Origin of the sequence: Pseudomonas azadiae, assembly GCF_019145355.1 — a bacterium.
GTDB lineage: Bacteria > Pseudomonadota > Gammaproteobacteria > Pseudomonadales > Pseudomonadaceae > Aquipseudomonas > Aquipseudomonas azadiae.
In genome coordinates, this window is the sequence record NZ_JAHSTY010000001.1 from 813,330 (window position 1) to 836,375 (window position 23,046).

20 protein-coding genes are annotated in these 23,046 nt (G+C 61.8%); 8 read left to right on the top strand and 12 right to left on the bottom strand.

Annotated features, from left to right (window positions below; genetic code table 11):
- Positions 1 to 7 precede the first annotated feature (7 nt).
- The 4 genes from KVG91_RS03625 to KVG91_RS03640 form a co-directional block, all read right to left on the bottom strand.
- A complete protein-coding gene (locus KVG91_RS03625) occupies positions 8 to 1,735 on the bottom strand; it encodes an OPT family oligopeptide transporter (RefSeq protein WP_169374942.1) in 1,728 nt (575 codons plus the stop codon).
- Between the two features lie 216 nt (positions 1,736 to 1,951).
- Positions 1,952 to 4,009 (bottom strand): methyl-accepting chemotaxis protein, encoded by a 2,058-nt coding sequence (locus KVG91_RS03630; protein ID WP_169374941.1) that lies wholly within the window; start codon positions 4,007 to 4,009, stop codon positions 1,952 to 1,954.
- A gap of 250 nt (positions 4,010 to 4,259) precedes the next feature.
- A complete protein-coding gene (locus KVG91_RS03635; RefSeq protein ID WP_169374940.1) occupies positions 4,260 to 4,982 on the bottom strand; it encodes a tRNA (adenine(22)-N(1))-methyltransferase in 723 nt (240 codons plus the stop codon).
- Positions 4,979 to 5,698: a FadR/GntR family transcriptional regulator gene (locus KVG91_RS03640; protein WP_169374939.1), complete on the bottom strand. Its 720-nt coding sequence runs from the start codon at positions 5,696 to 5,698 to the stop codon at positions 4,979 to 4,981. Before KVG91_RS03640 ends, KVG91_RS03635 begins: the two co-directional genes overlap by 4 nt.
- A 336-nt stretch (positions 5,699 to 6,034) precedes the next feature.
- On the opposite strand from KVG91_RS03640, the gene KVG91_RS03645 reads away from it, so the two are divergent.
- Both KVG91_RS03645 and gudD read left to right on the top strand, forming a co-directional pair.
- Positions 6,035 to 7,396 (top strand): MFS transporter, encoded by a 1,362-nt coding sequence (locus KVG91_RS03645; RefSeq protein ID WP_169374938.1) that lies wholly within the window; start codon positions 6,035 to 6,037, stop codon positions 7,394 to 7,396.
- 19 nt (positions 7,397 to 7,415) lie between these two features.
- Complete coding sequence (gene gudD / locus KVG91_RS03650; protein ID WP_169374937.1) at positions 7,416 to 8,741, top strand: glucarate dehydratase; 1,326 nt, start codon at positions 7,416 to 7,418, stop codon at positions 8,739 to 8,741.
- Between the two features lie 312 nt (positions 8,742 to 9,053).
- Here gudD and KVG91_RS03655 read toward each other — a convergent pair whose 3' ends face one another.
- The 3 genes from KVG91_RS03655 to KVG91_RS03665 form a co-directional block, all read right to left on the bottom strand.
- A complete protein-coding gene (locus KVG91_RS03655; RefSeq protein WP_169375956.1) occupies positions 9,054 to 9,407 on the bottom strand; it encodes an addiction module antidote protein in 354 nt (117 codons plus the stop codon).
- Between the two features lies 1 nt (position 9,408).
- Positions 9,409 to 9,711, bottom strand: coding sequence for a type II toxin-antitoxin system RelE/ParE family toxin (locus KVG91_RS03660; protein ID WP_169375957.1), 303 nt, complete (start codon positions 9,709 to 9,711; stop codon positions 9,409 to 9,411).
- 138 nt (positions 9,712 to 9,849) lie between these two features.
- A complete protein-coding gene (locus KVG91_RS03665; protein ID WP_169375958.1) occupies positions 9,850 to 10,773 on the bottom strand; it encodes an ABC transporter substrate-binding protein in 924 nt (307 codons plus the stop codon).
- Between the two features lie 243 nt (positions 10,774 to 11,016).
- On the opposite strand from KVG91_RS03665, the gene KVG91_RS03670 reads away from it, so the two are divergent.
- The gene (locus KVG91_RS03670; RefSeq protein WP_169375959.1) at positions 11,017 to 12,291 is read left to right on the top strand and encodes an acyl-CoA dehydrogenase family protein; all 1,275 of its coding nucleotides are present in this window, start codon (positions 11,017 to 11,019) and stop codon (positions 12,289 to 12,291) included.
- Positions 12,292 to 12,342: 51 nt separating this feature from the next.
- Here KVG91_RS03670 and KVG91_RS03675 read toward each other — a convergent pair whose 3' ends face one another.
- Positions 12,343 to 12,924: a CGNR zinc finger domain-containing protein gene (locus KVG91_RS03675; protein ID WP_169375960.1), complete on the bottom strand. Its 582-nt coding sequence runs from the start codon at positions 12,922 to 12,924 to the stop codon at positions 12,343 to 12,345.
- 96 nt (positions 12,925 to 13,020) lie between these two features.
- Between KVG91_RS03675 and KVG91_RS03680 the strand changes: the two genes are divergently transcribed.
- Positions 13,021 to 13,956: an alpha/beta fold hydrolase gene (locus KVG91_RS03680; RefSeq protein ID WP_169375961.1), complete on the top strand. Its 936-nt coding sequence runs from the start codon at positions 13,021 to 13,023 to the stop codon at positions 13,954 to 13,956.
- Positions 13,957 to 14,139: 183 nt separating this feature from the next.
- On the opposite strand, the gene KVG91_RS03685 is transcribed toward KVG91_RS03680, so the two are convergent.
- Positions 14,140 to 15,021, bottom strand: a complete 882-nt coding sequence (locus KVG91_RS03685) for an MBL fold metallo-hydrolase (protein ID WP_169375962.1) — start codon at positions 15,019 to 15,021, stop codon at positions 14,140 to 14,142.
- 128 nt (positions 15,022 to 15,149) lie between these two features.
- Here KVG91_RS03685 and KVG91_RS03690 point away from each other — a divergent pair, with 128 nt between their 5' ends.
- Entirely contained in the window at positions 15,150 to 16,121 is a 972-nt protein-coding gene (locus tag KVG91_RS03690) for a GlxA family transcriptional regulator (protein WP_169375963.1), read from the top strand.
- Between the two features lie 217 nt (positions 16,122 to 16,338).
- On the opposite strand, the gene KVG91_RS03695 is transcribed toward KVG91_RS03690, so the two are convergent.
- Positions 16,339 to 17,466: a mechanosensitive ion channel family protein gene (locus tag KVG91_RS03695; protein WP_169375964.1), complete on the bottom strand. Its 1,128-nt coding sequence runs from the start codon at positions 17,464 to 17,466 to the stop codon at positions 16,339 to 16,341.
- A gap of 247 nt (positions 17,467 to 17,713) precedes the next feature.
- Here KVG91_RS03695 and KVG91_RS03700 point away from each other — a divergent pair, with 247 nt between their 5' ends.
- From KVG91_RS03700 to KVG91_RS03710, 3 genes are all read left to right on the top strand, one after another.
- Positions 17,714 to 18,658, top strand: a complete 945-nt coding sequence (locus KVG91_RS03700) for a hypothetical protein (RefSeq protein ID WP_169375965.1) — start codon at positions 17,714 to 17,716, stop codon at positions 18,656 to 18,658.
- Between the two features lie 36 nt (positions 18,659 to 18,694).
- Positions 18,695 to 19,390 (top strand): DUF1963 domain-containing protein, encoded by a 696-nt coding sequence (locus KVG91_RS03705; RefSeq protein WP_169375966.1) that lies wholly within the window; start codon positions 18,695 to 18,697, stop codon positions 19,388 to 19,390.
- Between the two features lie 66 nt (positions 19,391 to 19,456).
- Positions 19,457 to 19,888: a bleomycin resistance protein gene (locus KVG91_RS03710; RefSeq protein WP_169375967.1), complete on the top strand. Its 432-nt coding sequence runs from the start codon at positions 19,457 to 19,459 to the stop codon at positions 19,886 to 19,888.
- 89 nt (positions 19,889 to 19,977) lie between these two features.
- On the opposite strand, the gene KVG91_RS03715 is transcribed toward KVG91_RS03710, so the two are convergent.
- Positions 19,978 to 21,633, bottom strand: a complete 1,656-nt coding sequence (locus tag KVG91_RS03715; protein ID WP_169375968.1) for a N,N-dimethylformamidase beta subunit family domain-containing protein — start codon at positions 21,631 to 21,633, stop codon at positions 19,978 to 19,980.
- A 53-nt stretch (positions 21,634 to 21,686) separates the two neighbouring features.
- Positions 21,687 to 23,012: an MFS transporter gene (locus KVG91_RS03720; protein ID WP_169375969.1), complete on the bottom strand. Its 1,326-nt coding sequence runs from the start codon at positions 23,010 to 23,012 to the stop codon at positions 21,687 to 21,689.
- Positions 23,013 to 23,046: the final 34 nt, after the last annotated feature.

Consider the following 23,046-nt stretch of genomic DNA (forward strand, 5'->3'; position numbering starts at 1 on the left):
GTTGCCCTCAGCCGCTGCCCATCATCGCCCACAAGGAAGCGCCGACGCCGGTGATGCTCTCTCCGGCGATCAACCCGGCGGCGGCGGTAATCGCAAAGCGTTCGGTGAGGCTCGGCCAGCGGCAACTCACCAGCCAGGTGAGCACGGCGCCCAGGGCCATCATCAGCGACACCGAGGCCGGCAGCACAAAGGCCAGGCCCAATGCCGCGGCGCTGGGCAGGCAGCGCGCACGGTGGGCGGGCAACAGGCTGTCGAGCACGCCGAGCAGCACGCCAACCGCGCCACCGATGGCAATCGCCCAGCGAATGTCGGTCGACAATGAGTCCAGCCCGTGAGTGAGGGTTTGCGCCACGGCTTTCCAAGTGGCGACCGCCGGCGCCGGCCATTCTTCGGTGAGCAGCATGGTTTGTGGGTCGGGGATCAGCGCCAGGTAGGCGAACACACCGACGATGCTGCCGATGAAAATCCCCAGGATCTGCGCGATCACCTGTTTGTGCGGCGTGGCTCCGATGGCCTTGCCCACCTTGAAGTCATTCATCAAGTCGGTGCACTGCCCGGCCGAGCCGCCGGCCGTGTTGGCGCTCATCAGGTTGATCGGCACCTGCCCCGGCGCGACGATGCCAAAGCTCAGTTGAGACAGTTGGCCGATGGCCCCGATGGGGGGAATACCGGTGGCGCCCACCACGCGCGCGGCAACGGCAGCCAGGCAGACCGCCAGCGGAATGGTGAGCAAGGCCATCCACAGGTTGATGCCGAACAGCGCCGCCTGCAGGCTGACCACCAGGATGATCGAGACGACAAAACCTGCCGCGGGCCCAGGTTTTGGCACCGTCCAGGTCGGGCCGCCGAGGGACCGGGTGGACCGATGCAAGGCCCAGAGACGAATCGCCAGTGACGCCAAGGTGGAACACACCATCAGGCTCACGCCCGGCCAGAGCAACCACTCCACCAGCGCGGCAAATTGCGGGCCTTGGCTGCCTGCGGGCAAGGTCACCAGGTTCTGCGCCAACAGCCACGGCCCCAGGCCGCCCCAGGCAAGCAAGGCACCGAACAGCAGGGTCAGCCCCACGCGAATGCCAATGATGCCGCCGAAGCCCACCAGCAACAGCGAAGGGTCGGCGGTAAAGGTCAGGCGCTCCAACTGAGCGCTGGGCGACCAACGCGGGAAGGCCCACAGGAAGGTGTCCACCCACTTGACCAACCCCGACAGCAACGCCGCGCTGAGCAGCACCTTCAAGCGCGTCGCGGCTTCGCGGCCGTGGTTGTAGATGTGCAACAGGGTTTCGAGGGTGGCCATGCCTTCGGGAAACTTCAGCGCCTTGTCATTGAGCAATGACGGGCGCAGGTACCAGGCGATCCAGATGCCCAGGAAGCTGACCGAGAACACCCAGGCAATCATCGGGAGCGCGTCCAGTTGGTTGCCCGTGAGCAAGGTGTAGGCAGGGATCGGCGCCACCAGCCCGCCGGAAATGATCGACGCGGCAGCCGAGGCCACGGTCTGGTTGATGTTGCTTTCGTGCAACGTCCACGGCAATTGCTCGGTGGAGCGCTTGGCCAAGCCTTGCCAGATGGCGTAGCCGACCAACAGGGCAATGATCGACATATTGAACGACCAACCGATCTTCAAGCCGGCGTACACGTTGGACGGCGTGAGCAGGATGCCGAGGACGGTGCCGGTGATGACGGCGCGCAGGCTCAGTTCGCGGGTCACGGGGGCGAGGGTCGTTGCAGGCATGCGAATTCCTTTCGGCAAGGGACTTAACAAGTGAGCCCTGTAGCGGCCGAAGGTTCAGATGGCTGGCCTGAGAAGGTAGTGAAAACGCTGGAGGCCCAATGTGGGAGCGGGCTTGCTCGCGAAAGCGGTGGGTCAGTGTCAGGTGCAGTGACTGACACTCCGCTTTCGCGAGCAAGCCCGCTCCCACAGGGGTTGGGTCAGGGAGTTGAAACCAGCTCAGCCCAGACGAAACCGCGCGGTGTTGTCACTCAGCGCCTGGCTGCCCTTGCTCAGGGTGTCGGCCGCTCGGTTGACGGCCCTTGCGCCGTCGAGCAAGCGCCCGGCCGCCTGGTCGACTTGCTGGATATTGCCGCTCACCTCGTCTGCGGTTGCGGCTTGCTCCTCAACCGCCGTGGCGATCTGCGCCAGGGTGTCGGTGACGTTCTGCACCGCGCCGGCGATCTCGCCCAGGCGCGTGCCCAGCCCGGTGACGGACGCGGCGTCAGTCAGCGCTTGTTCACAGGCCGCCCCCATCAGGGTGACCGCCTGGCTCACGGTCGCGCGCAGGCTGTCCACGGTGCCAGCGATCTGCGCCGTGGAGGCCTGGGTGCGTTGCGACAGGCTGCGCACTTCATCGGCCACCACGGCAAAGCCACGGCCTTGCTCGCCGGCGCGGGCGGCTTCGATGGCGGCGTTGAGCGCCAGCAGGTTGGTCTGTTCGGCGATGGCGCGAATGGTGTCGACCACCGATTGAATCTGCTGGCCCTGCTGGCTGACTTGCGCCAGCGCATCCGCGGTGTCCGTCAGGCGCTGGTTGAGTTGCTGGATGCTGGCGGTGGTGCGTTGGCTGTCGCGGCTGCTGTCTTCGGCGATGCGCCGGGTGTGCTGGGCACTGCCCGAGGCTTGCTCGCAACTGCGCGCGACGCCCAGGGAAGTGGCGGCCAACTGCGTAGCGGCCGCGGCGATCTGGCTGATCTGATGTTGCTGGTCTTCGACTTCGGTGAGGGTACTGCCCGATTGCGCATTGAGCGTGAGCACGGCTGAGCCGAGTTGCTGGGTCTCGTGATTGACGCCCAGCAGGCTGGCGCGCAATTGCACCACCGCGACATTCAGCGCCGTGCTGATGGCAGCGAGTTCGTCACGCCCCTCCACTGCTACCTCGACGCACAGATTGCCGTCGCGCAGGGACTCGGCCAGGGTGGTGATGCCACTGGCGCTGCGACGAATAGACGCTTGCAGGCACATGAACAGGTACAGCGCAGCCAAGGCCAGCAGGCTGAATGTCGCCGCCAACGGGATGAACTGCCGGTTCGCGTGTTCGCGGTAGTAGCCCAGGCGCGCATCCATGGACGTGAGCGATTGGACGCGCAGTGCGCCGAGCGAGTCGAGCATCGCGTCGATACTGCGCTCGAAACCGGCCGTGTCGAGCTTGATGCTGCCGCCGAACACACCGTCGTCGAGCATTTTGAGTTCATTATCGAGCAACTGCAGGCTGGTATCGTACTGCGCCGTCCAAGGTTCCATCCCGGAATATTGCTTGGCCTTGAGCGAGGCCGCGGCCTTGGCCAACTGGTCCCGCGCATCGCCGATGCGACTGCGCAAGTCGCGCATCTGCAAACGGCTTTGCAGGGTGAACTGCCCCGAGGAGATCGAAGACTGCCCGACGCTGGCCATCCGGCCGATGCGCTCGATCAGGTCAGGGGTTTGCTGGGTGCCCATCTGCATGAGCATGTAGGTTTCCAGCCAGGGATCGAGGATCAGCCCCGCGTCCAAGGTGATCTGCTCGCGCAGCGCTTGCATCGCCGTCAGGGAAGAGGTGAAACGGTCGTAACCGTCCGGCCACCACCCTACGGTGCGCAGGGAGGGGGAGTCCATGCCCTTGACTGTGGCCTGCAGCGCATCGAAGCGCGCCATGACATCGGCACCCGCGTTCTGGGCCTTGAGTGAATCGCCCACGGCTTGCAGGCTTTGCTGGATCACCGGAAAGTTGGCATCGACCTTGTCCATCGCCGCCTTCGCCGCCGGGGTCGGGGCGTGCAGGATATCCGCGGCTTTCCAACGCGCGGCCAGGTTGCGCTGGGCAGTCAACTGGCCATCCAACGCGTCCAGGGCCAACAGTTGGCGAATGCCGGACTGCTCACTGGAAATCACGGCCAATTTGTCGCGATAGTCCGAGCCGATCATCCACAGGCTACCCGCCAGGGGCAGCATGAACAGGAAAAACAGGATCTGGAACTTGCGCGCAAAACCGAAACGGCCGAGCAGGCGGATACCGGGTGATAAAAGGCTGTGCATGTCCGACCACTCCCAAAAACAACCCAGACGGTGCACCGTTGGGCCAAGCCTTGAAATGACTAACGGCAAAATGCCATGTCATTGATTGGCAAGCACAAGCAAGATATGGGCCGTTGGTTGAGTGCCCCGAACCAGCGGGGCCGGCGCCCAATAAATAACCCGGCGCGCACATAAATGGGGCAAAAGGACCCAGTGAACTGAGGGTTTCTGTAACTATTGGTGCACGTTAACAGAACACTACACGCTCACCTCACCCGCCCGCCTCTACCTCCTTATAGCCACTGAGTATCGCGGCGATCCAACCGACCTGCCTGGCAATCTCCTGCACCTTCTCCTCCGGCACCGCCTGCCGCGCCCGCCCCAGGCTGGCCAGGGTCTTTCTCTTCTGGCTCAGCATGCGCTGCCACTTGGCCAGGAACACGGGACTGCGCGTCTGCATGTGCAACGGGCCGAAATACAACTGCTCAGCGGTATACGCCACCGGTTCGGCGCGTTCGGCGACGATGATTTCGTAATAAAAACGGTTCTCCCGCAGCAGCTCTTCACGGACGATGGAATAACCGTTGTCCATCAGCCATTGCCGCAACGGTTGCTCGCCACCGTTCGGTTGCAGGATCAGTTGTTCCTGCCCGCTCAGGTGCGCCTTGCCACGCTCGAGGATGTCGCGAATCGTCTCGCCGCCCATGCCGCACATGCTGATCGCAGTGATCCCGTCGTCGGGTTCGATTGCGGCCAAGCCATCGGCCAGGCGCACCGTTATCCGTGGCTCCAGACCGTTGTCGCGCACCTTGCGCCGCGCCGCATGGAAGGGCGTCGTCGCCACCTCCCCCGCCACCGCAGCGACGATTACCCCCCGGCGCATCAACGCCACCGGCAAGTAGCCGTGATCGGAGCCGATATCGGCCAGGCGCGCGCCCGAGGGCACGTTGGCCGCCACGCGTTCCAGGCGCATCGATAGTGTGTGTTCGTTCACCGACGCTGCTCCCCCGAAAAACGGTCCCGGCTGTTGGTCAGGTGCAGCACCATGGCAGCGCGGGCGGCGTCCGGGTCCTGGCGCTTGATGGCATTGAAGATCGCCTCGTGTTCCAGGTTCGCCAATTGCCCCAATTCGGCAAAGTCGGCACCGCCACGCTCATCGACCTTCACTTGGGTGCGCGGGATCATCGCATTGCCCAGGTGCAGCATGATTTCGGTGAAGAAGGTATTGCCGGTGGCTTCGGCGATCAGTTGGTGAAAGCGCTTGTCTTCCTCCACGCAGCTGTCGTTGTTGGCCAGGGAGGCCTGGTAGTCGTCGAGCGCCTGGCGCATGTGGCCCAGTTGCTCATCGGTTCGACGCAACGCCGCCAGCGCCACGGCTTGAACCTCCAGGCCCAGGCGCAGCTCCAGCATGTTGCGCACACTCGCCACGGTATCCACGTGCAGACGCAAACCTTGCTGGGCTTGCTGCTGCAGTACAAAGGTACCGATGCCGTGACGGGTCTCGACCCATCCCGACGCCTGCAACTTCGAGAGCGCTTCGCGCACGACGGTTCGGCTCACGCCGTGCTCCTGCACGATGGTGGATTCGGACGGCAGTTTTTCACCCGGCTTCAACTGGCCGAGCAACATGCGCTGGGTCAGGGCATCGACCACGCCCTGGGCCAGGTTGGTGGAGCGTCTACGGGGCGGGGCTGCGCGTTCAATGGGCATTGCGGGAGGTCCACGGGGGTTGAGCTGGGGGAGCTTAACATCCGGCCTGGGGATGGTCTCAGGTCGATTCAACAAACCATTACCTTGTATGACAACTCAGCTCCCGACCTACTCTCCAAGCGCCAGCTTCTGGAGACGCCAAAGAATGCGCCGCCTTGAAAAACAAATCTAAATATCTGTAATTATTAAGTTAAATCTTAATTTAACGACCCTACCCTGCCATCAAACGAACAAAACAATCACTAACACATTGCAGCCAAAAGAATCCTACTTGTATGATGTCCTTCAACAAGACACGCAAACCCGCATAAAAATAAATCAGGGGGAGTTTCAATTGTGAGCCACTCAAGCCAGGTATCTGCCGTACCAGACAGTGATCCGGTGCTCGCGCGCGCCGTGAAGAAAGTGAAGGGCCATGTGCTCCCACTGTTCGTGATCATGTTCATCCTCAACTACATCGACCGGGTCAACATCGGCTTCGTGCGTACGCACATGGAGCATGACCTGGGCATCGGCGCAGCGGCCTATGGCTTCGGCGCCGGGCTGTTTTTCATCGGCTACGCGCTGTTCGAAGTGCCCTCGAACATGCTGCTGCAAAAGGTCGGCGCGCGTATCTGGCTGACCCGCATCATGTTCACCTGGGGCATCGTCGCGACCCTGATGGCCTTCATCCAGAACGAAACCCACTTCTACATCCTGCGTTTCCTGCTGGGCGTGGCCGAAGCCGGGTTCTTCCCGGGAGTGATCTACTATTTCACGCGCTGGTTGCCCGGCGTGGAGCGCGGTAAAGCCATCGCGATTTTCCTCAGTGGCTCGGCGATTGCGTCGCTGATTTCCGGGCCGCTGTCGGGCGCGCTGCTGCAGATCGAAGGGTTTGGCTTGCACGGCTGGCAATGGATGTTTGCCATTGAAGGCCTGGCGTCGGTGGTGATCGGCTTCTTTGTGTGGTTCTGGCTGGACTCCAAACCCCACGACGCCAAATGGATGACCCGCGAAGAACAGGACGCCCTGGTCAATGCCATTGACCAGGAACAGCGCGATCGCGAGGCCCTCACCACCGTCAAACCGACCATCGGCAAGCTGCTCAGGGACCGCCAGATCATGCTGTTCTGCGCGCTGTATTTCTGCATCCAATTGACGATTTACGCCGCGACGTTCTGGCTGCCAAGCATCATCAAGAAAATGGGGGACTTGAGTGACGTACAGGTCGGCTTCTTCAACTCGATCCCGTGGCTGATCTCGATCATCGCCATGTACGCCTTCGCCTCGCTGTCGGGCAAGTTCAAGTTCCAGCAGGCCTGGGTCGCCGCGGCGCTGCTGATTGCCGCGGCGGGCATGTTCATGTCCACCACCGGCGGGCCGGTCTTCGCCTTTGTGGCGATCTGTTTTGCGGCCATCGGTTTCAAGTCGGCGTCGTCGCTGTTCTGGCCGATTCCCCAGGGTTACCTGGACGTGCGTATCGCCGCTGCCGTGATCGCGCTGATCAACTCCATCGGCAATTTGGGTGGCTTCGTCGCACCGACCACCTTCGGTTTTCTGGAACAGACCACCGGCTCGATCCAGGGCGGTCTCTACGGCCTGGCCGGCACTTCCGTGCTTGCAGCGATCCTGGTGTTCTTTGCCAAGACCAAGCCCTCGGTCGCACTGACGCCAGCCGACGCCTCGGCCAGCGGCGCTGCCATCAGCAAACCTCTTTAAGTCACTTCAGGAATTTGCCATGAACACTCCCGTCGTCACCCACTTCCAGGTCATCCCCGTCGCCGGCCACGACAGCATGCTGCTCAACCTGAGCGGCGCCCATGGGCCTTATTTCACACGCAATATCGTCATTCTCAAGGACAGCGCCGGCAACACTGGCGTAGGCGAAGTACCCGGCGGCGAGCGCATCCGCGAAACCCTGGAAGACGCCCGCAGCCTGGTGATCGGCCAGCCCATCGGCCAGTACCAGCGCGTGCTCAACCAGATGCGCAGCACTTTTGCTTCCCGCGACTCGGCCGGGCGCGGCCTGCAGACGTTTGACCTGCGCATCACCATCCACGCCGTGACCGCCATGGAGGCCGCGCTGCTCGACCTGCTCGGTCAGTTTCTCGACGTTCCGGTGGCTGCGCTGCTCGGCGAAGGCCAGCAGCGCGATGCGGTGAAAATGCTCGGTTACCTGTTTTATGTCGGCGACCGCAGCGCAACCGACCTTGCCTATCGCAACGAAGCCGACAGCGATGATGACTGGTTCCGCCTGCGCCACGAAACGGCCCTGACCAGCGACGCCGTGGTGCGCCTGGCCGAAGCCGCCCAGGCCAGATACGGCTTCAACGACTTCAAGCTCAAGGGCGGCGTGCTCAGCGGCGATGCCGAGATCGAAGCCGTCACCGCCCTGGCCGAACGCTTCCCGGATGCACGCATCACCCTCGACCCGAACGGCGCATGGTCGTTGAAAGAAGCCATCCGCCTGTGCCGCGACCAGCACCACGTGCTCGCCTACGCCGAAGACCCGTGCGGCGCCGAAAACGGCTACTCGGGCCGCGAAGTCATGGCCGAGTTCCGCCGCGCGACGGGCCTGAAAACCGCCACCAACATGATCGCCACCGACTGGCGCGAAATGGGCCACGCGATCCAATTGCAATCGGTGGACATTCCGTTGGCCGACCCGCACTTCTGGACCCTGCAAGGCTCGGTGCGCGTGGCGCAGATGTGCCATGAGTGGGGCCTGACCTGGGGCTCGCACTCCAACAACCACTTCGATATTTCCCTGGCGATGTTCACCCAGGTCGCCGCCGCCGCGCCGGGCGACATCACCGCCATCGACACCCACTGGATCTGGCAGGACGGCCAGCGCCTGACCCGCGAGCCGCTGCAAATCGAAGGCGGCTACGTGAAAGTGCCGAGCAAGCCAGGCCTGGGCGTGGACATCGACATGGACGCCGTGGCCAAGGCCCACGAACTGTACAAGGGCATGGGCCTCGGCGCGCGGGATGACAGCGTGGCGATGCAGTTCCTGATTCCGGGCTGGCGCTTCAACAACAAGCAACCGTGCCTGGTTCGCTGATACCTCAAGAATGTGGGAGCTGTCGAGCTCTAGCGAGGCTGCGAAAGCGGTGGGTCAGCCAATGAAGATGTTGCCAGTGCCGCCGCCTTCGCAGCCTCGCCAGGGCTCGACAGCTCCCACAGTTGAGCGCTGGTGTTGCTGATATCGCGCTCGCAGGTACAACCGAAATCCCGCTGCAGAGCAGAATCCCCTGTGGGAGCTGTCGAGCTTTAGCGAGGCTGCGAAAGCGGTGGGTCAGCTGATGAAGATGTTGACAGTGCCGCCGCCTTCGCAGCCTCGCCAAAGCTCGACAGCTCCCACATTTGGACTTAGTTACTTTACGGATAGTGGTCGTTGGATTGGCTGCACGGTCAGCTCGACCCCCAACGCAACCATCAACTTTTGGATCGTTTCATAGCGCGTTTTTGAGCCGCCTTTCAGCGTCTTGTAAAGGCTCTCGCGATTAACTCCCGCGGCCTCGGCAACTTTATTCACTCCTTGCGCCTTGGCAACCTCGGCCAGCGCCTTCATGAGTATTCGAGGGTCTTGAGACCTCATGCTTTGCGCGAGGTACGCGCTGATCGTTTCAGGGCTGTCGAGGAAGCGTGACGCTTCATAGACGCTGGTGCCGGATGTATCAAGATCGAGGATCGGCATGTCCTCTGGTTTGAATTTCGATTCACTCATTTCATCTACCTCTCAGGGCATCGAGAATCTCTTTTGCCCGTTTGATTCCTCTCTTCTGGTCGGTTTTATCGCTACCCCACAGCATCAGGTAAGCGGTGATGCCCGTCCGTACAAAGTACATCCTGTAGCCGGGCCCGACGAACACCCGCATTTCACTCAAGCCACCGCCTACCGGCTCGCAATCGCCAAAATTGTTTTCTTCGGCTCTGTCCAGCCGAGTCAGAACAGCCACTTTCCCACAAATATCCCTCATGCCGTCGAGCCATGTATCAAACTCCGGCGTCCTGCCGATTAAGTTAGTCAAAGTATCACTTGTAGCCTACTGGCTACTCCTCGTCGATGCCAGTGAATTTTTGTTTCCGATGAGCTCCGGAAGAAAAAATCCTAGTTCAGCACCGTACAAACGTTCGGCCGATACTATGAGTGCTTGTTTCCTGCGCGTTTAAAGCGCCCGATCAAACAACGGCGTCACGTCATACCGCTGCTTCAGCATCTGCGCATCCACCAGGAAATCCGCTGTGGCCTGGGCTTCGCTGACAATCTTCGGCGAGATGGGCAGCACCTTGATCGCATCGCGCTTGAACCACACCTTGGCGATTTCCGGCGCCGACTGATTGGCCTTGGACCATGCCTCGGCATACTCATCAACGTGCGTGGCGCTCCACACCCGCGCACGGGTGAGGCGTGCGATGAAGTCCTTGATAATCGCGCTTTTCTGCGCCAGGGCCGGTTCATACGCCACGATGTAAGTCGGCGCGCTCATCAGGCCCTTGGCGTTGCGGATCAGGGTGCTGCCTTCTTTTTCCTGCAGCGACACGTAGGGTTCCCACGTACCGAAGGCGTCGATGTCGCCCTGGGTCAGCGCCAGGCTCGCTTCGGCCGGCAACAGGTATTTGAAATGGACGCTGCTGCGCGGCACACCGGCTTCGTCCAGCGCCTTGTACGCCAGTTGCTGGCTCCACGAGCCGTTCCAGATGGCGACTGTCTTGCCTTTGAGGTCCGCCACCGAATGAATGCCCTTGCGCGCCACGATGCCCACGCCGTCGAGGCTGGTCTGGGTGCTGGCGACCACTTTGACCGGCGCGCCGTTGGCGGCGAGGCTGATCACCGGGGTATCGCCGACGATGCCCACGTCCAGCGCGCCGCTGGCAACCGCCGAGGCCACGGGAGAGCCGGTGTTGAAGCGTTTGAAGTCGATCTTATAGGGCAGGTCTTTGAGCTCGCCGGAGAGCTCCAGCACGATGCGATTGGAGAAGAACTGATCGCCCACAATCAGTGTTTGAGGCTGCGCCGCCCATGTTGACGCGCCGTACAAAGAGAGCGAGGCCAGGCCCAGCAGAGAGAGCAGTGTTCGACGGTTGATCATGAAAATCACCCACAGGGTAGTTGGTCGGTTGCAACCATCTGTGAGCATGCAGTCTGGTCGTTCGCCGTAGAAGCTATCGCAATAAAAGCGCCGGGTTTAATACTGTTGTGCACTATCGATAGAACTGGCTTGCAGCTCGCTAGCTACTTTTCGTATTAAAAATTTCGCCACCCTTGGGTTAGGGTGCCATCACCAGACCACTGGACCCCAGCACCTGAACCACTTTCAGCAAGGTCCATTGCAATGTCGATTCCCGCTTTGAATATCTGGGGCGCACCGCCCACCGCCCGCTACGAACAACTGGCCGCGCCGTTTCGCCCGCTGTTTGCGCAGATTCTCGCGCAGGCCGCCGAGGCGGATCAGACGCGCGGCAACCTCGCCTCGGTGATCCAGCAACTGAACGCCCTGGGCTTGCCCCGTTGGCGTCTGCCGGTCAGTTATGGCGGCCAGGACGCCACCCTGGTCGAGCTGCTCACCCTGCTCACCGAGCTGTCTGCCGCCGACTCCAACATTACCCAGGCCCTGCGCGGCCACTTCGGTTTTTGCGAAGACGTACTCAGCGCCAAGGACCTCGACTGGCGCGCCAAATGGCTTGATCGCCTCGGCCAGGGCGCCCTGCTCTCCCCCGGCAGCACCGAAGTCGGCACCCAGGCCCGGGGCGATTTCGAAACCCGCCTGCACCGCGACGCTAACGGTGCGTTGCGCATCAGCGGCAAAAAGTTCTACACCACCGGCGCGCTCTACAGTGACCTGATCAACACCATCGCTACCGGTGAAGACGGCACGCACTACAGCGTGGTCGTCGACCTCAAGGCGCCCGGCGTGCAGATCGTGGATGACTGGAACGGCTTCGGCCAACGCCTCACCGCGAGCGGCACCTGCATGTTCGACAACGCACCGGTGATGGACGACGACCTACGCCCGACCCAGCAGCGCTTTGGCCACGGCCAATCGTTCTTCCAGCTCTACCACCTCAGCACCCTCGCCGGCATCGCCCGCCGCGCTGCACTGAGTGGCGCCGAAGAACTCAGCCGGCGGGCCCGTACGTTTACCACCGGCAATGCCGACACCGCCGCGCAGGACGTGCAACTGCTGCAGGTGATCGGCGAGGTGGCGAGCCAAGCCTACGCCGCGCAAGCCATCGCGCAGCAGGCGGCGCAACGCCTGGAGCGCACGGCGCGTTACGTGGTCGCCCATGACCAGCCGCTGCACGATGACGACCCGCAGGTGGCGCTGGCGGAGCTGGAAGTGTGCCTGGCAGTCAACCCGGTGGTGGATGCGACGCTGGCGGCCACCACCGCGCTGTTCGATGCGCTGGGCGCCAGTGCCACCGCCAGCGACAAAGCGCTGGACCGGTTGTGGCGCAATGCGCGCACCTTGGCGAACCACAATCCGCGGGTATACAAGTCGCGGGTTGTGGGCAATTACCTGGTCAACGGGGTGCTGCCGCCCGCGCAGTGGCGGGTGGGTGTGGCGAAGGTTTCCACCTCTACGGGAAACAGCGCCCGCAAAGAATAACCTGCCCTGCAGGGGCGGGTTCGCTCCTGCAGCTTGCCTCCAACGGATCCGTCAGGCCTTCTTCCTGGCCCGAAAAGCCGACACCTTCATCCGATTGCCGCAGGTCGCCATGCTGCACCAGCGGCGGCGGTGTGACTTGCTCAAGTCATGAAACAGCAGCACGCAATCATGGGCCTCGCATTGGCGCACGAATTCGAACTTGTCGTGCGTGACCAGGCTGGCCAAGGCGTCGGCCACCGGCCAGAGCAGGCTGGCCGCACTGCTGTCTTTGGGCTGAGTGGCGACGCGCAACGCCGCTGTATCCGCCGCCCATTCCAGCCTGCTTACCGGGCGACCCACTTCAAGCACCTGGTTGATCACCGTGAGATCAACGGGAACGCCGGTCATTGCAGCATTCACCACAGCGCTTGAACACGCGCGCAGCTCACGTGCGAGGGCCAGCAGCCCCGGCGGCGCCTTCGGCTCGGCGTGCTCGCGCAACAGTCCCGCCTGCATCAGCCAGCTCATGACGCCTTGATCATCAATAAAACAGTCATGGCGCTGATCACCCACACCGTACTGCGTATTGATGAAGTCGAGCGCCAGGTTGTCAGCCAGAAAAAGTGCGCCTGGGGCAGTGCTGATCGAATTCATGGGCAGCCTGTAACTAATGAAAATATGTTTGACAGGTTACCAGACCCAAGCATAACCTTCAAACCACCACTTAACCGGTTACACAGGAAACCCATCATGACCTCGTCCAAATCCATTGCCGCTGCCGGGCTCACCGCCTCCCTGCTGATCAGCGGTGCGTCCGCTGCAGACAATCAAGTGCATTACCGCCATGCGCAGGTCGGCGACGTGAAGGTCTTCTACCGTGAGGCAGGCAACCCGGACGCGCCGACCGTCCTGCTGTTGCACGGCTTCGCCGGCTCGTCCTTCATGTTCCGCGACCTCATGCCTGCACTCGCCGACCGTTACCACGTGATCGCGCCGGACCTGCCGGCCTTCGGCTACACCGAAGCTCCGCCGCGCGGCAAATACGCCTACACCTTCAGCCAACTGGCAAAGACCATTGGTGAGTTCACTGAACAGCTCAAGCTGAACACATACACGCTCATGGTCCACGACTACGGTGCGCCCGTGGGCTGGCGCCTGGCCGTTGCCCACCCTGAGCGGGTGACCGCAATCATTTCCCAGAACGGCAACGCGTATGAAGAAGGCTTGGGTGCCGGCTGGGCGCCGATCCAACGTTATTGGCACGCGCCCACCCAGCAGAATCGTGAAGCCCTGCATGACTTCCCTACCCCGGCCTCGATCAAGTGGCAATACCTTGAGGGCGTGGCCGACAAAAGCTCGGTCTCGCCCGATGGCTACACGCTGGAAGGCTTGCAGATATCCCGGCCCGGCAATGCCGAAATCCAGCTCGACCTGGTGCTGGACTACGCCTCGAACGTAGCGATGTACCCGGCGTTCCAAGCGTACTTCCGCCAGTACCAACCGCCGTTGCTGGCGGTGTGGGGCAAGAATGATCCGTTCTTCCTGCCGGCCGGGGCCGAGGCTTGGAAGCGTGATCTTCCAAAAGCGGATATCCGGTTTTATGACACCGGGCACTTTGCACTGGAGACGCATGGTCAGGAGATCATTCCGGTTATTCGGGCGTTTCTGGACAAGAACAATCGGTAAGCGGTCGCGCGAAGGCTTGTAGTGAGCGGGCTTGCCCCGCGCTGGGTGGCGAAGCCGCCCCAAATCAGGCGACTCGGTTTTACCTGTAACTCGGTGGCGCCTTCATTGGGGCGGCTTCGCCACCCGGCGCGGGCGGTGCGACGATTCGACGAGCCCGCTCACTACAGTCCCATGGATTTTGGGTCAAAAGGCCAATGAAGCGCCGTCTTCGGGAATATCCACCCGCCCCTCAATTCCCTGCTTCTTGACGTAGCTGCGCAGTTGTTCGCGGGTCAGGGACATATGGTTGATGGCGTCCATGTGCACCGCCACAATCTTCGCGTCTTTCGCGGTCTGTGCCGCACGCAGTACATCTTCCTCGCCCATGATGATCGAGCCTTCGAAGCCGCTCATCATGGCTTTGCCGGCGTTGAGCACGATCACTTGCGGATGGAATTGCTCGATGGCCTGGTCGACCTCTTTACGCCATACCGTATCACCGGCCAGGTAGAGCGTCTTGTAGCCCGGCGCCTGGAAGACCACGCCCATGGCTTCGCCCAACGGCTTGGCCAGCGCCGGCACCGCGTACATTTCGTCGGTGCCGTGTTGCCCGCCGGTCTTGGTGATTTTGACGCCGCCGAACTCCGCTTCGTCCTTGAGCACGCGCACGTTCTTGAAGCCTTGGGAACGAATCAACTGCGCGTCTTCTTCATGCTGGGCGAACAATGGGATGTCCTTGGGCAGCGCCTGTTGCGCGGCATCGTCCCAGTGGTCGAGGTGCGTGTGAGTGACGATGACCGCATCGACCCCGGCGATGACCTCGGCCGGCGACTCGGGCAAATCCACCAACGGATTGCGCAGGTGGCTGCGGTAGGTGTTTTCAAACCCCGGGTAGGTGCCTTTCTTGGCCAGCATCGGGTCGATCAGAAACGTGGTACCGCCGTAGGAAATTTTCACCGTGGCGTTACGCACCTGCTGCAGATCCACTTCGTGGGCAGCATCGGGCAGGTTCGAACCCGCGAACACGGGGGTAGCGGCTGCGCCACAGGCAATGCTGAGGGCCAGGGGGAGTGTGCTGAATTTCATAAGTCAGGTCCTGTTGATGTATCGAGGCGTTCATTTTTGCCGAACACCTGAATAGCCAACAGTGGCCTGGATGACATATATCGATATAATCGGGCCACGCCACTCCTCACTGCCCCCAAGGTTTTCCCATGCCGCCCATACGTGTTGCCGTGCTCGCTTTTGACGGCGTCAGCCTGTTTCATCTCTCCGTGCCGGGCATGGTGTTAGGCACCGCCCAATCGGCGCCCGATGCGCCTCACTACCTGGTTGATTACTGCGCAGAAGTGCCGGGCATGGTCAGCAGTGACCAAGGCCTCGGCCTGTCGGTGAACCTCGGCCTGGAACTGATGCACACAGCCGACGTCATCATCATCCCCGCGTGGGGCCACCAGTCAGTCGTTGCTTCTGCGCAACTGGTGAGCGCGCTGCAAATGGCCAACGCCCAAGGCAAGCTCATCGTAGGTTTGTGCCTGGGCGCCTTTGTGCTGGGCGACGCGGGCCTGCTGGACGACAAGCAAGTCACCACCCATTGGGCGGTTCGCGATGAGTTCGCGCGACGTTTCCCCAAGGCTCGCTTCCGCCCGGAAGTGCTGTATGTGGACGACGGCAACATCATTACCTCCGCGGGCACCGTCGCGGCCATCGACTGCTGCCTGCACCTGGTGCGCCAGCGACTGGGGGCCGATGTGGCGAACCGCACCGCTAAAATGCTGGTGACGCCGCCCCATAGGCAGGGCGGCCAGGCGCAATATGTGGAACATCCGGTACCGCACTTATCCAGCGAAACGCATTTGTCTGAAGTGCTGGCGTGGGCGCGCGCGCACCTGGCCGACGACTTGTCCCTTGATGTCCTGGCCGAACGCGCAAAGATGAGCCGGCGTACCTTTACCCGCCGGTTCAAGGAAGCCACCGGGACCACCGTGTCCAAATGGCTGAACGCTGAGCGCGTCGCCCGGGCACAGGCGTTGCTGGAAACCACGCAATTGCCAGTTGAGTGCATCGCGGGAGAAGTGGGTTTTGGCACGGCATTGTCGCTCAGGCAGCACTTTGGCGCGCAACTGGGAACGTCGCCGTCTGAGTACCGCAAGATGTTTTGCCTGGAGATGACGCGCAAGCCTTAATGCCGATCGGTTAAGCAGACGCGATGCTCAAAGCAACGACGATCAAATGTGGGAGCGGGCTTGCTCGCGAAGGCGTCAGCCCAGCAAACATGATGTTGACTGGCCCACCGCTATCGCGGGCAAGCCCGCTCCCACAGGAGATGCGCTTAACTGAACTGTATTAGCGCAAGCCTGAAGCGCGGTAGGCCGCCCGATCAGAGCGCCCTACCCTGCCGTTTCATGCAGGCTCGGCGCGCGCTGAAGACTGCGTCCGAGCAGGCACTGCCGCCGCCTCGGGCAGCGAAGCGACATGCACAGTGCGCGACGGGAATGCAAAGCAAGCACCCAGCTCGGCGACCGCTTCCATGATGCTCAGGTTGATCCGTTGCTGCACATCCATATAGACGTTATAGCTCGCGTCCAGAACGATATAGACGGTCTCGAACTCCAGCGCGCTCTCACCAAAACTCCTGAAATGACAGCGGTCGAACCTGGCCAGTTCTTCACCTTTGATAATGTCCTGCACCCGTTGCGTGACCTGCCGGATCTGCTCGGTGGAGCAGTCGTAGGTCAGGCGAAATTCGAACACGATCCGCCGCTCCTGCAGCCGCTTGTAGTTCTGGATGGTGCTGCCGATCATATCGGCGTTGGCCATGACTATCTGTTCGCCACCCAAGCTGCGGATGCGCGTGGTCTTGAGGCCCACATGCTCAACCGTACCGGCGAGCGTGCCCACCACGATGAAGTCGCCGACTTCAAAGGGTTTGTCGACCGCAATGGACAGCGAGGCGAACACATCGCCCAGAATGTTCTGCACCGCCAGCGCCACCGCGATACCGCCCACGCCGAGGCTGGCGACAAACGCAGTGATATTGACGCCCAGGTTCGACAGCATCGCGAGCAGGATCACCGCCCATAGCAACACCCTGACGCCCCACAGGCTCAGGGTGGCCAGGGCGCTCGCCTGGAACGTGCCATTGGCGCTGTGCCGAGAAAAGTAGCGGTGCAACCCAAGCGCCAAGGCGCGGTTGGCCCACAGGCCGATCTGCAACGCCGCCACCACAAACCACAGGCTGCTGACCCGGCCAAGCCAGCGCTCCGGCAAATCCAACAGACCAATCCCGACCAGGATCGAGGCCAACAGCAGCAATGTGGTGCTGGTCGCCGACAGTACTTGGCTGGCGATATAACTCAGATGGCCATTGTCGACACTTGCCCTGGCCTGGACCTTGCGAAAAACAAAACGGATGGCGGTTCTTGCCAGCCAGTAACTGAGCGCAGCGGCGCAAATGGCAAGGGCCCAGTTGGCCAGCGAAATGCCCAGAATGGTGTACGTGGTGAAAAAACCTGCGAAATCCTCGGTCATTGAAACCCCCTTTTGCAGCCTGCGTCGGCGCCTGCGTTGTCTCGCATGGCCAGCCGCAGCCAGGTAAACGCCGCTTGCATCTGGCGATGCAGTCAAGTGGCCTGTCAGGGTTAGGCGGCCTGGGTTTTCGGGTGTTCAATCTAATCGAGGGCAATCGCGACGGGGCCGGCATAGGGTATCCTGCGCGGCATCAACCTCGACCCCGGCCTGCGCGCCGGCCTTGAAGCCAGTGCATAGAGACCCCGGCATGCTAATTGGGCACCGCTTCGAACGCACCGCCAACGGTGACCTGCACATCCACTCATGCAACCGAGTGCAGAGCATGGTCGTGCTGCTGGTCGGCGCAATTGCCTTCATCCTGCCCTTGGCATGCGTCGGATTCTGGCTCACCGAATGGCAATCACAACTGGCGGACCTGGACCCACTGTCGACCCTGCTGCTGGTGCTCGCGCTGCTCCTGATGCCTGCCCTGGGTCTGGCGCTGATGGTGTACATGGGCGTGCGCGAGTCGTTGTTGTTGTCGCGCGCCGACGGTGAAGGCAAGCGGCGCACGCAAAACTTCTTCGGGCGTCGCGAACGTATCGGGTCGGTCTTCAGAATCGACACGGCACGCGCCCTCGAACTGCGCCGCCGCGAACAGGCCGAGCCCGCCTGCACCCAGCTATGGCTGGTGATGCGCGACGGCAGCGAGCAGCGCTTGACCACCGATAACGTCCCGGTGGTGCCGGGAAACAAGCGCACCGATGCGTGGCTGCAGGCGCTGGCCGACTACCTGAACGTCGCCCTGCCCACCGAGGTCGTCATTGGGTCGGCGGCCGGCAAGCCAGCGCCCTATCGACCTGCCCCGTCGCCCGCCAAGAGCGCCAGGTTGCGCAAAACCAAAGGTCCCGCGCCTGCGGTTGAACCCACTGAACAACTCGGCATTCCCCTACGCGCCCTGCTCACCTTGGTGGGTGCTTTCCTGGCGGTGCTGGAGCTGACCCAAGTTGTTGCATTGGTGCCCGCGGTGCTCAGCGGACGACTTCGGATCAACGGGTTTCGCTCGGGGTATACGACGTTCTACTGGGCTGAGCAACCGATCGCCTTTTCATTCAATGTGCTCATGGGTGTAGCCGAGGTACTGGTTATTGGGTTCATCGCCTGGGGTTGCCTGCGGACGGCGGTGCTGGGGCGGTTGAAAGCCAACCCCTGAGTAGTAGGTCAACAAATCACGGAAGGCAGCATCACCATGGACATTCAGCAAATCAAACAACAACTGGTCCGTCCCGCCGTAAAATTCAGCGCCGGTGGTTTCCGCCCTGCCGGTACCGATGAAGAAAGCTGGTTGGGCAGCGTCTTTCTGTTTCGTCCCGAGGAAAATGTACCGACCAATCAGGCCGGGCAACCGTTGCTTCCCTATGCGCAGTTCTATCTGCCCACCCTGCCCTTCAACAGCCACTTGTTGGCCGGGGTCCGTGTGCTGACGGTGTTTATTTCAAACCCGTTTCCCGAGCAGTTCGAGCCGATGGGAGATAACTGGGTCATCCGCGAATACGGGCCAGATGACAACTTGGTGCGCAAGGCACTGCCGGTAGAGGGTTCTTTTCTAAAGCCGTTCCCACTGAAAGCGCAAGCGGTGCTGGAGGACTATCCGCTGTGGGATGGCGGCGGCGTTCCGGCGGACCTTGAGCAAGCGATAGTGAAGCTGGAACGCGCGGGCGCGATACAAAGCTATTACGACCTGGTCACCCACACCTACGAACACAAGATCGGCGGTTACCCCTCGTTCTGCCAACCGGGGGTGGATCCGGGTGAAGGCTTCGAGTTTGTGTTCCAGATTTCATCGGATGCCAAGATCAACCTGAATGTGATCGACAGTGGCAGCCTGATGTTCTGGAAGCACGTAAAAACCGGGGAATGGGCGCTTTATTATGATTTTTACTAAGGTGCCAGACAGCCGCCCCACGCGACAAAGTAGTTGAAATAAGCCTTGGGAAATGGACGTCATCTTATGTTCGAACGTAACAAACTGGTTCCGGAGTTAATGGTCACCCATCTGGATAACAGCCTGGCTTTTTGGGTTTCTTGCCTGGGCTTCAAAATAGCCTATCAACGTCCGGAAGACGGGTTTGCCTATCTGGATTTGGATGGCGCCCAAATCATGCTTGAGCAGATTGATCCGGACGCGGGTCAATGGTTGACTGCGCCATTGGTCAAGCCGTTTGGACGGGGTATCAACCTGCAGATAGATGTTGAGGCTGTTGCCCCCATTATCTGCAAGCTTGATGAGGCGGGTTTTCCACTCTATCGAGCCTGCAAGGACACTTGGTACAGGGCTGAAAATGTAGAGGTAGGCCAGCGCGAATTCATCGTCCAGGATCCCGACGGTTATCTTGTAAGGTTGGTAGAACGGTTGGGCGAGCGACCCGTTTGCTCAAGCTGAACCTGCGTGCGAATAAGGGACAGACCCTGAGGCCCCTAGTTCGCCGAGTCGTTGTGAGCACCGCCACAACAACCCGGCGATTTCGCCTCCTACCGCGTGCGCAGGAAACGATCGAGCACGTTTTTCGTGATCATTACGGTGTAGATGTCTGCCTGTATAAGCCCCTGTACCCATTCGCACGTGGCGGCGGTAAACACCTGGCCTCGACCTTTTTGAAAGTGCACCACCATGCCAGCACCGCGGCTATGCAGACTGATGTTGGCCTCACTAAGGTCGGGCGCCAGGATCGACGCACGAAACCGGGCATCGCCATCACCGAGCATGAATGAATAGGCATCCTCGGCGCGGCCGTGCTCGGCGTTGGTCGCCCAGCCCATGGCGAGAATCTGCAGCCCAACGGGCGCACCGTCGGTGCCGAGCGGTTCCGGGAGACCGTCGACAAAGGTGTATTCCAGGCCATCCACCTCATAGCCAAAAATGTTGGCTTCGTCTCCAAACATATCGGCGTAACCCAGGCCCGTGCCCGCAAACGCCCAGTGCTGGTGCCTGAAGACCGTGTACCCACGAGGGTTGCGCGGCGCCATTGCGCCAAAACCGGCGTAGATCCCCCGCACTGCATTCACCCCAAACGTCTTCGCGCCTGGGTGATCCACCCTCGGATCTTCCCACGCGCCGGTCAGCCGATGAGGGTCGGTAGCGGCCATGGGATCCAGTGCGCCGGCGTCGTATTTGTAGGCCACCTGCCGCTGGCCCTCATCCTCCAGACGAATCTGCCACATGAAATTGCCGGCGAAGCGCGCAACATTGCCGCCCCCTTCGACAAACGCGTCGACCTGGTCGCGCATCTCCCGCGTCCAGTACTCGTCGTGCCCTGCGAAGACGGCGCAGCGATAGCCCTGGAGCGCATGCGGGTCGTGGTGCAAATCGTCCTGGGTCAGGATGTCGACCGTATAGCCTTGCTGTTCGGCCCAGACCACGAACGGTCTTTCGTAGGAGGCCCACCCCGCCAGCGCATAGTACTTGGCGTAGCCGTTGAGCGAGGCCCATTCGATGAACTCGTAACGCGCCGGCCCAGGCTTGCGTTGCCGGGTCGCGTTGATCGAGCGTGGCGCGCCCTCGGGCAGCCAGACCTGCCCTCGCGCCCAGGGCCGTTGTGCCGACAGCAACGGCGCGCGGCCACGCGGCGTACCGGGATGAACACCGAAGTAATGATTGGCGCCGCCCCAGTCGTTATAAGCGGCCCAGGTCGAAGTGGCCGCGACGAGCACCAAGGCATCGGCACGCTTGCGCGCCGCCTTGACGATGAACAGGTGATGCCCGAGCACGCTGTCAGCGCTGTCCCGCACTTCCACGACATAGCCACCTGGCTCGGCATCAGCCGGAATTGACCATTGCATAAAGACCGGCCATCCACACCCATGCTCATAGGCACGTTCGGGCACGGGATGAAATCGAGCGGCGAGGCTGCCGGTTTCATGCAGCGTGCGAGCCACGGCCCCATCACGGTAGATCCTGAGTTTCACTTGCAAGCGGTTCGAAGACACATAGAGGCGCACCGAATCCGCCGGGCTGTAGGCGCGGCGATCCGAGTAGCACCAGGCGGCCGCCGGGCCTGACTCGGTAGGGACTTCGACCCAGGTCTCGCGCGCCGCCTGACGTGGCCCCGACGTCTGGCTGACCGTCACACCGGCGCCCGGCCTTTCACCGCGTGCAGCGGTGTTTTCAAGGTTTGTTGCTGAGTTCATGGACATTGCACTCCTTGGGTCGGCTGATACTGCGGATAGACCCGCCAATTGAATTAGTCCTGAGCGGCCATCGACGACCGTGCGCCTGCAGCCACCCGGGCGCCGGGCGCCTGGATGTGCGCAAGATCGACGCCCGCCGTTTCGTCGATAAGCACACCTGCCAGCACGGTGACCACGCCCAATCCCATGACATAGCAGACGTACAGATAGCCAAGGTCAGCGCCGCCAAGGTAGCTGTGCAAATAGGGGGCGGAGCCACCAAAGATCGCCACCGACACCGACGACACCAACCCAACGCCCTGCGCGCGCGCCTGGGTTGGCACCTGCTCGCAGAGCACGGCGGGGAAGATCGCCGCAATCAACGACCAGGCGCCCAGCCCCAGGACCTGAGCCAGGAACAGCGTGTAGGGCTCAGTGGTCACCATGATCGAAATGGGATAGGTCAGCCCGATCACGCCCAGGCCCCAGGCGATGACCATGGGCCGGCGGCCTACCCGATCGGACAACATTCCGCAGATCGGCAACCAGCACACACAGAGAACCTGCGCCAAAAGGCTGGCCACATAGGCGCCCGTAGGGTCCATGCCCTGGGCAATTGCCGTCGAAGCACCGAACGTGACCCAGGCGTAGTAGGTGACATTGGCGGCCGCTGCGAGCATCACGATATTGCGTGCGACGCGCAGCATTTCGCCCCTGGAAAGTTTGCGCGGCGGCCGAGCCAGCCCCTGCTGCTCTACGAACACGTGGGACTCCTGCGCACCGCGGCGCAAAAACAGCGCATAGATACCCAGCAGCCCACCGATGGCGAAGCCGATCCGCCAGCCATAGTCGCCCATGGCCTGCGCGCCCAGCAGCCAGGTCAGCGCCGCCGCCACGGCGGTCGCCGCCATCACGCCGAGCGTCACCCCGACGTAGACCGAACTGGACCACAAGCCACGGTGTTTGCTTGGGGCGATCTCGGCGACATAGGTGTAGGAAACGCCTGTCTCGCCGCCATGGGCGAGCCCCTGCATCAGCCGGAAAAACAGCAGCGCGACCGAGGCATACAGACCAATGCTCTGGTAGGCGGGGATTACCGCGATGCCAAGGCTGCTGATTGCCAGCAGCATCATCGTGATCACCATGACGGTGCGGCGCCCCAATCGGTCGCTCAGCCGGCCGAACAGCCAGCCGCCGACAGGACGCGCGACAAACCCCACCGCAAACACGGCAAGGGTTGCGAGCATGGCCGAGCGGGCATCGGTCTTGTCGAACAGATTGCTCGCCAGGTACACCGAAAAGGTTGCGTAGAGAGTCCAGTCGAACCACTCAAGCGCATTGCCGACACTGGCCGCGCGCAGGGATTTGAGGCGTCCTTGGTGAGACGTCGTATTGTTCATGGTGTATCTCCGGGTTACGGACGGGATCGAGGCG